Below are 15,293 nucleotides of genomic sequence, written 5' to 3'. Positions count from 1 at the left end.
CGATCGCGATACGCTCCTCTTCAATCGGGCGGGAGAGGCGTATATACGGCAAATTCCGAATTCTGATAAAGAGAAATGTTTTCGCATGCGCGGGTTGACAGGGCGATTCGCCCGGCGGGCGCCGGTCCCGCGGCTACAACAACACCAGTCTGGCACATTGATCCCGTCGGGGGCCGTCCACCCCATCTTTGCGAGGAGCGACAGCGAACGGAGCAAATCCGGACTGTTTCCGCGGGCGCAGCTGGATTGCTTCGCTTCGCTCGCAATGACGAGACGAACGGCGCGCCGATTGAGTAGCTCTTGTCCCGGAGGTTGAGCAATGCCGGCGCGGCGAGCCCGAATTACCAATCGCTCGGACCAAACCGTCTTCCGAATACGGGCGTCTTTGTCTTGATCGCTTCCCATTTAAAGAAGCTTTGACGGCCTGACCAGGCGTGGACTTCGGCCTTGCAAATGCTGCATCGGAAACGACCAGACCGCTTGTCCGGGTGTTCCTCTCTTGTCGCAGTGTAGTTCATCCCGCAACCGGGGCAGGTGAATTGTTCAGTTGTCCAGATGCTGCCGGCCATGCTGCGAATGTTATGCAGCCAGGGGATCAAATTCAAATTCACTTTCGAACGTGCGTGCCAGTACGGCTAACAATGACTTAGTGTTTGCCTTCAATATCAATTCAATGAGCTCGCAGCGCGTAGGAGGGTCGAGCTTGCGAAACCCATCACGACGAAAATCAAAATTGATGGGCATCGCTTCGCCCCACCCATCCCACGATCTGTTGTGGCCGGAAGACGCAATGGGGTCACCGCCACAGGAATTGCCGCAGCGATTATCCCCATGGAACTCGGTCCTGCGATTTGATCCCGTGCGTCAACGGTGTCACCGTTCTGCGATGAATCGCGCGCCGTGAATCGAACATGAATCAAACCGGCGCGACGAGCGTGTTCGCACCACGCCGCCGCGCCTGATCACCGCAACCGAATGAGCGGTTTCCAATGGCTGAAGACTCTGTTGCGTCCATTATCGCCCTGCATCGGCCAAAAAGGGCCAGGAGCGGCGCTTCACGCGCCAGACGTGCCCGCGCCTCCAAGCCGCGCAAGCGGCAAAGGGCCAGGCCCGCTGCCTCGCCCGATCCCGAATCAGTATCTTCCGAACTGCTGATACCGGCGGACTTCCCGGCGCCGGATTGCACCGTTGCCGAATCGCCCGACACGCCGCCCCCGACCGTCGCGTTGCGCGCCATCGCGCCGTCCCGCTCGCCGGTCGCCGCGATCCTCCTGGCGGTCGCGGCGTTCGCGCTCGCTGCAGTCGGCATCATCACGAACGGCTGGTTTGCCCGGTCGCTTGGATCGAGCGACATCGCCGGGTGGCTGTTCATGGCGATCGGGGTTGCCGCCGATCTCGCCGCGCTGGTCCTGCCGTCATGTGCCGCCGCGCTTTGGCACGCCCGCCAGCCTGTCACCTGTCTTGCAGGATGGGCCGTTTGGGCCATGACCCTCGTCTTTGCGGTCACCGCCGGCATCGGCTTCGCGTCGGTCAACATCACCGATGTTGCGGCGGCGCGGGCGGCGCGCGTGACGCCCGCCGTTGCGGCGGCCCAATCGGCATTGAGCGACGCCATGTGGGCGCGGGATCGGGAGTGCGGGCACGGCGTCGGCAGGTTCTGCCGCGAACGCGAGGCGGCGGTCGCCGAACGTCGCCAGATCCTCGACACCGCGATTGTCTCGGTCGGGCAGACGGCGGACCCCCAGACCGACGCCGCCATCAAGCTCGTCGCGTGGCTCAGCCATGGCGTGCTGCGGCCATCGGGCGACGATTTCGCCATGCTTCGCCTCGTCCTGCTGGCGCTGCTGCCGCAGATCGGCGGCATCCTGCTGATGGTCAGCCGATCAGCGATGCGGCCTGGCGCGAGCGGGTAGGGTGGTTCTGCGCAGCGTAACCCACCGATTTGTCGCGCGGCGGATCACGCTTTACCGTCCGCCCTGCGTTCCCTGACAGTTTGCTGACATGGATCGACAGGCGGGGATCAGCGCGCCTGTGCCATCTTCGGGCGTGCGGCCGGAGGTCCGGCCGGCTTGAACGAAGGAGAGCAGGAAAATGCGAAAGACCTTGATCGTGACCGCCGTGCTCGCCGGGGTCGGACTGATGACCGCTGCCCAGGCGAGCGAAGACAGGGCGAGGCCGGCCCCGGATAGCTCTCATGAGATGACGGAACACTCCCGTCCGGGCTCCGAGCGCGTCTCCGCATCCCGCCACCATCGTTGGCACGAAAGCCGTGAACGGCACCACGAGCGGAAGGAAGCTCGCGAGCATGAGCACGGGCACGACGACGATCGCGATTAAGCGGGCAGGGCGCAGGCGGGTTGGCGTCCGCGCAACCCGCCTTTGCGTTGCGAGCGAAGGCCGGATTGCGCCGGAGCCGGGCCGCGCTCGCGCCGACTCGATGGGTTGATCCGCCCTCCGGCTCTCTTGCAGGATCACACAGCGAAGCTCGGGCTACGCTTGCGGTCAATGTTCCAGCGGCCGCCAGCCGGCATGGTCGAAATACTTGCCGTATTGAGCGAGCGCACGCACGATCTTCACGGCGCCTTTATCGCGGCCGGTCGCGCCCTTCATCGCCGCGACGCCATCGATGATCTGCTCGAGGACGATGTGGAGTTGCTGGTCGGCCTCCTCGGGCAGCTTGCAGTTTCCGACCACGTCGTCGATTTGGGTCTGGATGCGCCCCGCGAGCGCGTCGTATTGCGCAGGCGTGAACGTCTTCTTGTGGATGGGCGTCAGCGATTGCGCGACGGCGGTGCGGATCTCACTCATGCCGCGGCGCAGGACATCGTCGGTCTGCCATTTCTTGCCGTGGTCCAGCCGGAGCTGGACGGTCGCAGCCGCGCCGCCATGCGCGTGCGGCTCGGCGGCGAGGGCAGGCGGGCCCACGGCAAGGCCGAGTGCGACGATGGCCGCCATGAACGACTTTCCCAGGAACATGATCCGGATCTCCTCTGATCTGATCTGATCTTGCTTGCTTTGCTGCCAGATAGGAGGCCGGCGAGGTGAGGAGATTGCGCCAGAGCAATGTTCCGGGCGAATGTTCGCCTCAAGTCGGCCGGCCGCCGGGCCCGATGACGGCAAGCGCCCGCGATTAAGGACGGTTTCACCGCGACGCCTCGTCGCGGCGGCGTTTTGGATGCCGGGCCGGTCGTGTGCCATCCTGGCGATACCGAGGATGAATTCGCCGTCGGAAACATCGAAGCAGCCATGGAGCCCACATGCGTATCATGATCATCAACGGTCCCAACCTGAACCTCCTGGGCGTGCGCGAGCCCCACATCTACGGGTCGACCACGCTTGATGCGATCAGGGCAAGTTGTGAGGAGTTCGCCAAGTTCGCCGGCGCGCAACTGGCCTTTCACCAGTCCAACCACGAGGGCGTGCTTGTCGACCTCATTCAGTCGGCGCGTACCGAAGCCGACGCGTTGATCATCAATCCCGCTGCCTATTCCTTCACTTCCGTCGCGATGTTCGATGCCTTGAAGATCTTGGAAGGGCCGATCTTCGAGGTCCACATTTCCAACATCCACGCGCGGGACGAGTTGCACCGGCACTCCAGGCTTTCGGCTGCGGTCAAGGCGGTGATCGCGGGGCTGGGGCCCTATGGCTACATCGTTGCCATGCAGGCCGCGCTGCAGGGCGAGGGGAAATTGCCTTCGGCCCTGCCGGCAGCGATGCGCCTCGGACCGAGGTGATGATGTGCGGCAAGCGCGTAGGGTGGGAGCGGGTAGCATGGGTTGAGCGCTTGCGAAATCCATCACGACCACAGCCAAACATCTGAGGTCATCAGTCTCGTTCATTGCGAGTAGCGACTGCGACGAAGCAATCCAGACCGTCACCGCGGACGCAGTCTGGGTTGCTTCGCTTCGCTCTCAAGGACGATACAAACGAGGTAACGACTCGGTAGGATGTTGCCCGGATGAGCGCAGCGACATCCGGGACCGGTATGATCAAACACCCCGGATCTCGCTGCGCTCATTCGGGCTACGCTTGCTCCTGCCGCCTCGGCGGGGGAGGGTTCGATTGGGTACCTATTTTTTGACCCTCTTCCTACAGATCAGCATGATAGGTACAAGATTGGCCACGTTTGGCACTACCCTGTCCGGCGCAGCGTGAGCTGTGGGTTGGATTGCATGTCATGGCTACTATGCGGTTGTCTAAAATCGCCGCTCTTGCGCTTGTCGTTGGAGCATCAAGCTTGATGTCCGTGTCTTTCGCGCGGGCCGCCTCTGATTGTTCAATATCAGGAACGCTAGCGGATTGGGGCGAGAACTCGACCGGCCACATTGACCTCGTGTCCGGGGGGAGTTGCCTGTTTCCAATCAGGATGCGCGGCACGGTGAATGCCTCGGAGATTTCTCAAAAGCCGGCACACGGCAAGTTGAAAAGGCTTAACATTTCGACTTTCGAATACACGGCGAAGGCTAGATATAAGGGAAGCGATACGTTCGTCATCAAGGCAACGGGTCAGGGGCCGACGGCCTCCGGCACGTCGGTAATCACTGTGAACGCGACGATCAAATAGCGCGTTGGGTGGGGTGATCGCGCGCTTTGCGCGGACCAGGGCCGCGTAGGAGCGTCTCGATCATTCAGCATTGCCAGACCGTCTCTGGGCGGAGAACCGCCGGGTCAATCCCCAGACGACGGCGGCCGTGGCCGCCGTCGCGATCAGATGCTTCAAGGTGTGTCCGCTGACGAAGCCGAGAGCGTTCGCGATCTCGTGGTCGAGCACCTCGGCGACCTTGGCCAGGACGTAGAGCACCATCGCGCCGGCGAACGCGATGCGATCGGTGCCCGGAGCGCGATAGATCGCCTGCCATAGCGGGATGAGGACGAGCGGGAGTCCCTGCAACAGCAGGTACGGTCGCAGGTCATCCGCGCCGCTTCTGTCGGTGTAGGCCCACCACGCGACGCTGGCGACGGCGAAAAACCCGAGAACGATCGCTTCGATTTCGGTCTTCAATCCCGGCTGGGTGTCTCCGCGGACTCCGACGAGCAGGCCGGCGCAAGCCAGGGCGATCGGCAGCCGGTCCCAGATCAGGCGGACGTTGTCGGGGGCGAGGTGGTAGAAGGCAGACCCGAAAGCGGTAAGGAACAGTCCGATCAGAAACAGCCTGTAGCCGGGCCATCCGGCGCGCAATTGGTCGCTGGCGCGCCTGGGCCGAAGGGTCAGCCAGCCCCAGACGGCGACCAGGGCGAATCCAGCGTTGGAAAGGACGTCGGCTGCGCGGTGGATACCGAAGACGACCGATAGGTCGGCGAATTCGTTGTAGTGGACCGGCTGCGCGATGCGTCCGTGCACCGCCAGTATCACGATGATGCCGATGGTGACGATCGTCGGTGCGTGCTTGCTCCACGGCTTCATAGGCAGGCCCGAGCCGCTGCTCCGGGCGTCCAGAGGGGAGAAGGAGGTTTGCATTTCCGGCTCCATCATAATTTGAACATTGTTCAAATATGCGTGTAGGCGAAAATTGAACAATGTTCAAGCGGAATTTTCGACCGGCGCGAAGCGCGGCACTTCGGTCGCTGCGCTCGTTCAATGACGGCCCGAGAATTTCTCCGATCAATTTTCAAGAGCCGAGGGGACATGACACCGCATTCCCGCGGCGCCATGCGCCCGAGTTGTGCTGTCCTTATCACCCTCTTGCCGGAAGACTTGCCGGAAGAGGGTGCAGGGAAGGCCGGGTGCCCGCTGCACCCATGGCCTGCTGTGCTGCAAAGTGCACACGATGCACAGCAGGAAAACCACAGGTACAGCCGAGGACATCCCGGCCTTCCCTGCGCAGTGGTCTTACGGCTTATGCCGTGATCTCCCCGGAGACGAATTCGTTCTTGCCTCCGTCGCCCGCGAATTGACGGCTCGTCGAACCGGTCGGTTCGACGCTGCCTCCACAGGCTTGACTGCAGCAACGGCAGCCAGGACCACACGGTTTTGCCGTACGCGTTTGCGCCGTTCGTCCCGCGCGCGGCGAACCACTCACGGAAGCCCGCCCCGTGGTTCACACATCGCGCCGACGCACCCGCGTCCACCGCATCCCGGCCCGCGTTTCGTGACGATCGCGATACGCCCCTCGTGTCGGGCGGGACGAGATGCGTATACGTGAAATCCGAATTCGGATAAAGAGAAATATTTTTGCCGACGGGGATTGACAGGGTGATTTGCCCGACGAGGCGGGGTGGATTGAGCGCCGGCAGGCAGCAGGGTGGGTTGAGCCTGCGAAACCCGTTGCTGCCACAGCCAAACATCTGAGGTCATCAGTCGCGTCATTGCAGGAGCGACAGCGACGAAGCAATCGAGACTGTCGCCGCGGACGCGGTCTGGATTGCTTCGCTTCGCTCGCAATGACGAGACAAACGATCGATTCAGCGAGTAGCGAGTAGCGAGTAGTGCGTAGGGTGGGTTGAGCGCTTGCGAAACCCACCGACTTGTCGCACGTGAGTGGCGGATTACGCCTTCGGCTAATCCGCCCTACGTGCTGCCACAGCCAACATCTGAGGTCATCAGGCGCGTCATTGCGAGGAGCGACAGCGACGAAGCAATCCAGACTGTCGCCGCGGACGCAGTCTGGATTGCTTTGCTTCGCTCGCAACGACGAGGCAAACGGCCGATTCAGCGAGTAGCGAGTAGTGTGTAGGGTGGGTTAGCGCAGCGTAACCCACCGACTTGTCGCACGTGAGCGGCGGATTACGCCTGCGGCTGATCCGCCCTACGGCCTTCTGAACCGGCATTACGTTCGGCGGAACTTCGATTGTCCTGCATGATGTGAATTGTCTCACACGCGCCCGAGCCGGCAACGCTTAAGCTGCACGCTCGATCACCGCCACAGCAGCGATCAGCCGCCGGAGCGGATGTTGCCGCTCAGCCGTGCTCGTCAGCGGTTCGCAAGGGAGGGTGAGATGGCTCACAGGAATTCTTCTGACGCAAGACAACAGGCCATTGTCATCGGCGGAGGAATGGCCGGCCTGCTCGCGGCGCGCGTCCTGGCCGATCACTTCGAGAGCGTCACCCTCATCGAGCGTGACGGGATCGCAACGGAGCCGAAGGCGCGCAAAGGCGTACCCCAGGGCAACCACGTGCATGGCGTGCTGGCAAAGGGCCAGGAGATCCTGTCCCGGCTCTTTCCTGACCTGGTCCCCGCGCTCGTGGCCGGCGGCGCAGCTCCCGGTGACATGGGCCGCGACTTCCACTGGCATCATTTCGGAGTCTGGAAGGCGCGTTTCGACAGCGGCATCGGCGGCACGTTGCTCACGCGGCCGTTCCTGGAATGGCACATCGCCGAACGCGTGCGCGTCCTGCCGAATGTGCGCATCCTGGAGGCCGCCGTTGACGGGCTTGCCTTCGATCCCGGTGGCAACCGCGTCACCGGCGTTCAAATTCGCTCTCAGGCGGATGGCGGCTCGCTGTTGACCGCCGACCTGACCGTCGATGCCAGCGGGCGCGGCTCGCACGCTCCCCAGTGGCTCGAGGCTTACGGATATCGCAGGCCCGCCGAGTCGATCGTGAAGGTCGACGTCATGTACGCATCGAGGCTCTATCGTCCGGGGGCTGGAAGGAGAGATTGGAAAGCTTTGATGATCTCGCCCCGTGCCGCCGACAAGAAGATGGCAGCCGTATTTGCCGTCGAAGGCAATCGCTGGCTCGTCACGCTCGGCGGTTTGCACGGCGTGCAGCCGCCGACCGACGAAGCAGGATATCTGGAGTTTGCGCGAACGCTTGCGGTGCCGGATGTCTATCAGGCGATCGCGGCCGCAGAACCGCTGACGCCGATTGCCACCCACAAGTTTCCTGCCAACATTCGCCGCCATTATGATGGCGTGAAGCCGTTTCCCGAGCGCTTCCTGATCATGGGAGACGCAGCGTGCAGCTTCAATCCGATCTACGGCCAGGGCATGACGGTCAGTGCACGCGAGGCAATGGTGCTCGACGAACTCCTGCGGGAGCGAACCCGCCAAGGGGCCGGTCTCGATGGCTTGCCCGCGTGTTTCCACAAAAAGATCGTCGGCATCATCGACAGCGCGTGGGGGCCGACGACAGGGGAGGATTTCCGGCACGAGGAGGCCATGGGCGAACGTCCCTGGGGGACGGCGCTGATTCACTGGTACACCGGCCGGCTCCACGAGCGATGCGCCGACGATACCTCTCTCGCGCTCGCCTTCTATCGCGTCATGCACATGATCGATCCGCCAGCCGCACTGTTCCGTCCCTCGGTCATCGCGCGCGTGCTGCGCAGGCGCCCGACACCGGCCGACGGCGTCGTATCGATTCACGGACTAAGGGCGGGCGCACATCGGTGAGGGCGGCAGAGCTGTAGGATGGGTTGAGCAACGCGAAACCCATCGCACTTTCCGTGTGTGGCGGTTGATGGGTATCGCTCTGCTCCACCCATCCTGCGGGCTACGCCTTTTTCACGAATTCCGATTTCAGATTCATCGCTCCGATGCCGTCGATCTTGCAGGCGATGTTGTGGCCGTCGGTCGCTTCCTGCAGGCGGATGTTCCTGACCTTGGTGCCGCCCTTGACGACCGAGGACGATCCCTTGACCTTGAGGTCCTTGATCACGATGACGCTGTCCCCGTCAGTCAGCAAATTGCCATTGGCATCGCGCACGCCCGTCTCATCCGCCGGGGCCTCCGCGGACGCTTCGCCCGAAGCGCTCCATTCATGGGCGCACTCAGGGCAAACCCACAGATCGCGATCCTGATAGGCATGCTCGGAATTGCATTTCGGGCACTTCATTGCGTCGTCCATTATCGGCCTCGTCCTTTCCAGATGCGGCGCACCGTAGGGTCGAGTTCGGGTAAATCAAGAGAAATCCGCTCGCCGCGATGAGCGGGGAGCAGCGGTAAAGAAGGGCGGCCTTGCGGCCACTCCTTTCTATCCGTGGATGTCCGGGATTGGCGCGCAGGGCGTAGGGCGGGTTAGTGGAGCGTAACCCTTCGACTTGTGCGCGCGGGAGTGGCGGATTACGCCTTCCGCTGGTCCACCGTACGCGCAGATATCACGGAAACAGCGCGACATAGATCACGTAGAGCCAGCCCAGGATGCCGTGGATGATCGCCCACAGGATCGAATGGTTGTTGGTGTAGGAGATCGCGATGGCGAGCGCCGAGCCGAAGCCCACGCCATATTTCGCGCCCTCGACCCGAACCCCGTAGTACCGATTTCCGTTCATGGTGATCCTTCCAGCGCGCAGAGCCGACCATGGCAGGCCGCGTTGCACCGCCTCAAATCCGTAACGGCGGATTACGCTAGCGCTAATCCGCCCTACGGGCTATCCGGAGCGCGTAGGGTGGGTTGAGCAAAGCGAAACCCGCCGTCTTCCGCGCAACGTAGATGATGGGTATCGCTTCGCTCCACCCATCCTACGGCTGCGGAGTGCTCTGCAAATTATTGTGATTTGAATTGGCCGACTGCGCGGAGCGGCATGCGGCCGCGCGAGCGCGGCATCGCCGGAGCTGTTCGGTTAAGACATTGGCAATTTCTTTGCGGTCATTTTCACGACCTCATTCAGCAAAGAGGCACCATGTCTGACATCACCATTCCCGGCGGGCGTATTCGTTCTTTCATCGAGCGGATCGAGAACCTGGACACCGAATTGCAGGAGTTGAACGAGCAGAAGAAGGAAGTCTTCTCGGAAGCCAAGGCCGAGGGTTTCGATGTGAAGATCCTCAAGGAGATCATCAAGCTGAGGAAGCAGGACAAGGACGAGCGCGACGAGCGCGAAACCCTGCTCGATCTCTATATGCGGGCGATGGAAGCGGAGCAGCCGGAGAAGGTCGCCAAGGCGGCGTGACGTAATCGACATGATGTGAGTAGGGCGGGTTAGCGTTATCGTAACCCGCCACTGTGTTTCGAGCGCGCAGGGTGGGTGGAGCGCTAGCGAAGCCCACCATCTTCGTGCGGCGCAAGTGATGGGTATCGCTTCGCTCCACCCATACTAAGGGCTGCGTAAACGGCGGATTACGCCAATCGCCCTGCGCCTGCTGCCGAGTGGCAGAGGTGATGGGTTTCGCGAGCGCTCAACCGATCCTACCTAAAGCGGAGATGACGCGTGAGTTCCGTCTAACCGCGAAGGAGGGTCCGATGAAATCGCTTTTGCTGCTCACGGCGAGCGGTCCGCTGCTCATCCTCACGTCGCACGAGTCCTTACACAATCAGAAACTCCTTGAGGTGCTTAAGGACAAAGGGATCGGCAAGTTCGTCGCGCTTGAGGTTCCATTGTCGCTCGCCAGGGAGCGCTACGGCGGGCATTTTCAGGCGGTCGAGAGCAATCTGCGCGAGACGGATGATTTGAGAATCCTCGACTTCAACGGCCAGCGGATCTTTCAGCTCTTTCGTTTCGATGAACTCGGTTCACCGATCCTGCAAGAACAGCCGTGACCTGGTCTTGCCTTGGATAGGGTGGGGTGAGCCGTTGCGGAACCCGTTGACGTTTGCCCACCGCAATTGATGGGTATCGCTTCGCTCCACCCATCCTACGGGCTTGCTAAAGAATTAGGCAGCACAATCCAACCATAGCAATCAGGAAAAGCATCGCTAGTAGCGTGCCGACGAAAACACCATCCACGCCGATCTTGCCATTAGGCAACCGCGCATAAGGAGCAAGGGGAAACAACCCGATCGGAGCATCATCCGGCATAAGGATTATCCGGCCGCCTGACACCTTCGGCAGCAACCATCTTCCGGTGAACAGGCCAACGACCTGTAGAACACTAATTATCAATTCGCCCATCGGTCGGCGTCCTCTAGGGCTGATATAGGCAGCGCAACCATTGGCTGCAATCTTGAAGCTCCAGATGGTTTGCTGGCGCGGTGCGGGTATGCCCCTCCCATCGTACGGGCTGATCGCCCCTAAAGCATCAAGCGCGTAGGGCGGTTTAGCGCCACCGTAACCCGCCGATTTGTTGCAAACGAAAGGCGGATTATGCCTTCGGCTGATCCGGCCTACTGTCCTGCTTACGCCCGGCTTACGGTGACAGTGCACCAAACTACACTTCACCCATCGGCAGATTAAGTGCACTGTCACCGTAATCCTTAACCAAGAGCAAATTCCATAACGGGTGGCTCGTATCATGACCTCAGCCTACTCGAATGTGCGACACCCTTGAAAAGTCTTGTGAAGACCCTTGCAGTGAGTAGGGCGGGTTAGCGTGACCCATAGCTCCGTCCATTTGTAGCAGCTGATGCGTATCGCTTCTGGCGGGACGGGTCCAAGGCAAGCTAGTGGCGATGAATCAATCTGCCGGCGCTCCGGACAAAATCGGGATATCGACGAATTATCGACTCCGGCTTGGAACCAGTTTGATATGTATTTCCATAGTCGATGGCAAACTCCTCCGATAAACGTTGGACAACCCACTTGGCGTGCATTGCCGTTACTTCGTGGTTGATCTTATTCAAACCCCGCTCTGATTGTTTGACGAATTCAGTAGCCAACATTACTGCGGGAATCGATTCGGACTGACGTCCGTAATCATCTGAGCCAAATTTGATTGTCCATGTAGCGGTACCACCGAGCTTTTGGCTAAGTCTGTTGAGCGCGGCGGCAAAATCGCCGTCAAATGCAACCGGATACCGTTGTTGGTGAGCGACAGCGATTGGAAACAACAGACAAATCTCGATTTTAAGACGACCGCTCCAGGCGGTCGTTACGCTGCGGAGGATGTCGTAGACTTGCTCGATGTCTCGAAGTGCAAGTCCGAAAAAGTCAAACCCTTCACTCAAGTAAGTGGCCAGATTCGTCTGTGCTGGAAGAGAGATCTTTGTTGGGTCTAGAGGCATTTTGGCAAAGAGTCCTTCCAGAAAATCCTTCTTTGACACGCGATCAAAATAGTAGGTTCGATTGAAAAAGCGTGCCAGATATCCTTGGCTATTGAACTCGGCGCCATAAACTGCACTGACGGAATAACTGAGCTGCACGGTGTCAGTGGCAGCTACGAACACAACCTGATCCATTTCGAAGAGATGCTTGACTCGTTCAAGCATCGCAATTGCGAAGGGAGGCCGACATCGATCGAGTTCGTCGATTAGGACAAAGAGCGGCAAAGGTTGATTTTTTGAAGCAGCCACCTCAAGGAATTCACTTAGGCTCTGTCGAAATCGCGCAATGGTCCGTTTGCCCTCGCGAAAGGTAGCCAAGAGAGCCTTCCCCTGCTCGTCAATGATATCGCCAAAGGATTTTGCGAGATCTTCCGCTGTTTTGTCCAGATTCGGACCTTCGCCCGACAGAATCTTTCCGATTTCGTCCATGCCGGACCCGATTACTCGCTTTGCTACTTGGACGGTCGCTCCTTTCGCGGCGGCAACAGCAATCGCCGCGCCAGCTCGTTTGGCTTCGTTCCAACGATCGCGAGCGCGCGTTTCACGCTTCACCAAGGGTGCCACGGCTTGGTCGATGGCGTCCATCACAGAAAGAAGCGGATCATCGGCGTGATCGTCCTGCCAGGCGTTCACCTCGGCGACAAGGAAGCCATCTGTTCGCAGCATCCGAGCGAACCTCGATAGAAAGAAGGACTTACCTTGTCCCCATTGAGCATCGATATTGAGCACGTAGGATGATGGAAGCTTAGATTGCTTGCGTTCGTTCACTCGACTTAAGAGAAAGGACTTCAGAAAGGTGGCATCTTCGGCCCGGCCCAGGCGATCCTCCGCCCACGTGTCGCAAGCTTTATCTTCAATCGTTGTCATATGGAGGGGTTGCCTAACTACGTTCTCGTTCAAACTTACAGAACGCGCGTTCCGTGGGGATGGGGGATATTTGACGACTACTGTCGACGTTTGCCGATGTGATCGCGTCCGCTAATCCGGCCAGACTTACCTTTTGGTAATAAGCGCTCCGCCTCAACTCAGGGGACGCGAAATCACTCATTGTAATACTTTATTGCTGCCTGAGGTCGGATCGTCCGCACTTCGGGCATCTTACCGGTTTATAAGGAAGCTTCTGTTCTCGATACTCCCGTTGTTCTTGTTCACTTAGTATGCTTGCAATGAATTTCTCGCCGCAGTTCAGGCACTGGTAGGTGAGGTTCTTACTCATGATCAATCCCCGCGTGGGAAGTGAACTCGCGCCATAGTTCACCTGCCACCTGTTCGGCCGACAGGGCTTCTTTGTCTCGGCCCCTAGATGCGAAATTGTCGAGCCGCAGATAGAGCTCGTAGTCGTTCGCCTCGACATGGACAAAGCCATTGGCCGTGTTTGGTGAAGCTCGTCGCGCGAATGAAAACGACATCTCTCCACCGAGATGCTCTCCGGCGTCAGCCCGGACTGTTATATGCGCCTCTTTGCTGCTCGCCTTGTTCAGGATCGTACAGGAGAATGCGGATCCATTGATTCGTTCGAATCTCGCCCTTATCAACTCGCCGATTTCGTTAAGCTCGTCGATCGAGGCGCGGAAGAACTCACATATCGTCTCAAAGGACTTGTGACGAAACTCGTCCCGATCGATTGAATCGAATTCTTTCTTGATCCGATATCGCCGCCCTTCGCGCTTTGCAGGGATTGGCCGTTGCCCACGGGTTCCCTCTTGCGGAGTGTTGGCTGTCTGGATTGACGTAATGCGGCGCAATTCAGTTACTACATCCAGATACGCTACGTTCTCGTTCGTCCATGTTGAGATCGGCTTCCCGTCCTTCGGCAACACCTTAAGATTCGCGAGAGGAGTGGATTTCCAGTCGCACGGTTCAAGTATGATTGGGACCACACGCAACGAACCGTCGGCGTGGCGCTCAAGAGCGCTCGCCATTTCGCGCTCATAGCAGTAGTTCGACGCGAGAAAGTCGGGGCTTACCAAGGCCAGGAAGATCTCGCTCTCAGCGAGTGCGGCATCGATTTTTCGATCAATGTCGTCGCCAGCGAGGATCTCTCGATCGTACCATGCAGAGATTGAGCCCTCCCTACGCAGAGTAGCGAGATGCGTATGAAGACGCTCGAGCGCTTTTTCGTCCCGATGGGAATAGGAGATGAATGCTTTCGCCATTTTGGGCTGCGGGACAGCATCATTGGGGTGAACGGATGTGCCGTTTATGGGCCCGTTTTGTTCCTTGTTCAAGCATCAGGAGAAAGGTTTTGTAACACAACTGTGGATATGTTCCCAGAAAAAGGGCGGCCTCTTGGCCGCCCTTTCGTGGATGCCCGGGTCAAGCCCGGGCATGACGATTTCGTCGTCGTCCTCCTCAGCGCCCCCTCACGAACACCCCGTCGTGGACCCGCACGTATCGCACTTCATGCAGGTGCCGTTTCGGACGAGCGTGAAGTTGCCGCACTCGGAGCACATCTCGCCTTCGTAGCCCTTTGCCTTCGCTTCGGCGCGGCGTTCGGCCTTGGTCGGGGCGGCGGTCATGGCGGTGCCGGCCTTGCTCCATAGGGCCTCGAGCTTCTCGGTCGGGGAGAGGTCGGCTTGCGCTTCCTGCTTCAGCGCGACGGCGCCTTCGACCGCGTCGCCGGCGCGGGAGGTGGCACCGTGGGAGGAGAGGGCGGTGACGTTGCCGCCGCTGCGGGCGTCGCCGCCCTGCGGCACGCCGCGCACCACGACGAGATTATCGGTGCGCGAGCGGGTCAGGCCGCGCGACAGGTATTTCGCCGCCTGCTGGGTCGGCTCCTTGCCTTCCTCGACGCCCTTGCCGAGCGCGTCGAAGCCGGTCTCGTTGGGATCGACATGGGCGAGGTCGAAGCGGGAGAGATAGCTTACCGCGAGCTCGCGGAAGACGTAGTCGAGGATCGACGTCGCGTACTTGATGGAGTCGTTGCCCTGCACGGGACCCGCGGGCTCGAAGCGGGTGAAGGTGAAGGCGTCGACATATTCGTCGAGCGGCACGCCGTATTGCAGGCCGAGCGAGACCGCGATCGCGAAGTTGTTGATGAAGGAGCGTAGCGCCGCGCCTTCCTTGTGCATGTCGATGAAGATCTCGCCCAGGCGCCCGTCGTCATATTCGCCGGTGCGCAGATAGACCTTGTGTCCGCCGACCACGGCCTTCTGGGTGTAGCCCTTGCGGCGGTCGGGCATCTTCTCGCGCTCGCGCATCACGATGATGCGCTCGACGAGCTTCTCGACCACCTTCTCGGAGACCTGGGCGGCACGCGCGGCCATCGGCTTCTCGAACAGCTGCTCGACTGCATCGTCCTCGTCCTCATCGTCGCTGATGAGCTGGGAGTTGAGCGGCTGCGACAGCTTCGAGCCGTCGCGGTCGAGCGCGTTAGCCTTGAGCGCGAGCTTCCACGACAGCATGTAGGCCGACTAGCAGACGTCCCCCGAGG

General features: G+C 60.3%; 15 protein-coding genes and 1 pseudogene. 7 read left to right on the top strand and 9 right to left on the bottom strand.

Annotation, left to right across the window (positions count from 1 at the left end; translation table 11 throughout):
* The first annotated feature begins 989 nt into the window (after positions 1-989).
* Positions 990-1,913 carry a hypothetical protein gene (locus HY852_RS00865; RefSeq protein WP_291601757.1) on the top strand — a complete coding sequence of 308 codons (924 nt, stop codon included), beginning with the start codon at positions 990-992 and terminating at the stop codon, positions 1,911-1,913.
* Positions 1,914-2,091: 178 nt separating this feature from the next.
* Positions 2,092-2,337, top strand: a complete 246-nt coding sequence (locus HY852_RS00860; protein WP_291601755.1) for a hypothetical protein — start codon at positions 2,092-2,094, stop codon at positions 2,335-2,337.
* A gap of 165 nt (positions 2,338-2,502) precedes the next feature.
* Here the strand turns inward: HY852_RS00860 and HY852_RS00855 are convergent, their stop codons facing one another.
* Positions 2,503-2,955 carry a hypothetical protein gene (locus tag HY852_RS00855; RefSeq protein ID WP_291601752.1) on the bottom strand — a complete coding sequence of 151 codons (453 nt, stop codon included), beginning with the start codon at positions 2,953-2,955 and terminating at the stop codon, positions 2,503-2,505.
* A gap of 302 nt (positions 2,956-3,257) precedes the next feature.
* On the opposite strand from HY852_RS00855, the gene HY852_RS00850 reads away from it, so the two are divergent.
* Both HY852_RS00850 and HY852_RS00845 read left to right on the top strand, forming a co-directional pair.
* Entirely contained in the window at positions 3,258-3,734 is a 477-nt protein-coding gene (locus HY852_RS00850; protein WP_291601749.1) for a type II 3-dehydroquinate dehydratase, read from the top strand.
* 443 nt (positions 3,735-4,177) lie between these two features.
* Positions 4,178-4,564 (top strand): hypothetical protein, encoded by a 387-nt coding sequence (locus tag HY852_RS00845; RefSeq protein WP_291601747.1) that lies wholly within the window; start codon positions 4,178-4,180, stop codon positions 4,562-4,564.
* A 60-nt stretch (positions 4,565-4,624) separates the two neighbouring features.
* Here the strand turns inward: HY852_RS00845 and HY852_RS00840 are convergent, their stop codons facing one another.
* A complete protein-coding gene (locus tag HY852_RS00840; protein ID WP_291601744.1) occupies positions 4,625-5,458 on the bottom strand; it encodes a hypothetical protein in 834 nt (277 codons plus the stop codon).
* A 1,478-nt stretch (positions 5,459-6,936) separates the two neighbouring features.
* Here HY852_RS00840 and HY852_RS00835 point away from each other — a divergent pair.
* Positions 6,937-8,334: an NAD(P)/FAD-dependent oxidoreductase gene (locus HY852_RS00835; protein ID WP_291601742.1), complete on the top strand. Its 1,398-nt coding sequence runs from the start codon at positions 6,937-6,939 to the stop codon at positions 8,332-8,334.
* Positions 8,335-8,434: 100 nt separating this feature from the next.
* Here HY852_RS00835 and HY852_RS00830 read toward each other — a convergent pair whose 3' ends face one another.
* Both HY852_RS00830 and HY852_RS00825 read right to left on the bottom strand, forming a co-directional pair.
* On the bottom strand, positions 8,435-8,788 hold the full coding sequence (locus tag HY852_RS00830) for a zinc ribbon domain-containing protein YjdM (RefSeq protein ID WP_291601739.1): 354 nt from the start codon (positions 8,786-8,788) through the stop codon (positions 8,435-8,437).
* A 250-nt stretch (positions 8,789-9,038) separates the two neighbouring features.
* A complete protein-coding gene (locus HY852_RS00825; protein WP_291601737.1) occupies positions 9,039-9,212 on the bottom strand; it encodes a hypothetical protein in 174 nt (57 codons plus the stop codon).
* Between the two features lie 351 nt (positions 9,213-9,563).
* Here HY852_RS00825 and HY852_RS00820 point away from each other — a divergent pair, with 351 nt between their 5' ends.
* Both HY852_RS00820 and HY852_RS00815 read left to right on the top strand, forming a co-directional pair.
* A complete protein-coding gene (locus HY852_RS00820; RefSeq protein WP_291601735.1) occupies positions 9,564-9,833 on the top strand; it encodes a DUF2312 domain-containing protein in 270 nt (89 codons plus the stop codon).
* Positions 9,834-10,123: 290 nt separating this feature from the next.
* Positions 10,124-10,420 carry a cytosolic protein gene (locus HY852_RS00815; RefSeq protein ID WP_291601732.1) on the top strand — a complete coding sequence of 99 codons (297 nt, stop codon included), beginning with the start codon at positions 10,124-10,126 and terminating at the stop codon, positions 10,418-10,420.
* Between the two features lie 106 nt (positions 10,421-10,526).
* On the opposite strand, the gene HY852_RS00810 is transcribed toward HY852_RS00815, so the two are convergent.
* The 5 genes and pseudogenes from HY852_RS00810 to HY852_RS00795 all read right to left on the bottom strand — a co-directional run.
* On the bottom strand, positions 10,527-10,772 hold the full coding sequence (locus tag HY852_RS00810) for a hypothetical protein (RefSeq protein WP_291601729.1): 246 nt from the start codon (positions 10,770-10,772) through the stop codon (positions 10,527-10,529).
* A 488-nt stretch (positions 10,773-11,260) separates the two neighbouring features.
* Positions 11,261-12,727 (bottom strand): P-loop NTPase fold protein, encoded by a 1,467-nt coding sequence (locus HY852_RS00805; protein ID WP_291601727.1) that lies wholly within the window; start codon positions 12,725-12,727, stop codon positions 11,261-11,263.
* A 190-nt stretch (positions 12,728-12,917) separates the two neighbouring features.
* Positions 12,918-13,076, bottom strand: a complete 159-nt coding sequence (locus HY852_RS27880; protein WP_367116302.1) for a zinc-ribbon domain containing protein — start codon at positions 13,074-13,076, stop codon at positions 12,918-12,920.
* Positions 13,069-14,016 carry a toll/interleukin-1 receptor domain-containing protein gene (locus HY852_RS00800; RefSeq protein WP_291601723.1) on the bottom strand — a complete coding sequence of 316 codons (948 nt, stop codon included), beginning with the start codon at positions 14,014-14,016 and terminating at the stop codon, positions 13,069-13,071. The genes HY852_RS27880 and HY852_RS00800 overlap by 8 nt, the downstream gene beginning before the upstream one ends.
* Positions 14,017-14,223: 207 nt before the next feature.
* Positions 14,224-15,273 (bottom strand): annotated as a pseudogene (locus HY852_RS00795) (vitamin B12-dependent ribonucleotide reductase); the annotation flags it as partial.
* Between the last annotated feature and the right edge of the window lie 20 nt (positions 15,274-15,293).

This window comes from Bradyrhizobium sp., from assembly GCF_016213215.1.
Classification (GTDB): Bacteria; Pseudomonadota; Alphaproteobacteria; order Rhizobiales; family Xanthobacteraceae; genus Bradyrhizobium.
Note: the sequence above shows the minus strand (reverse complement) of the source record. Positions and strands in the feature narration are given on the sequence as shown.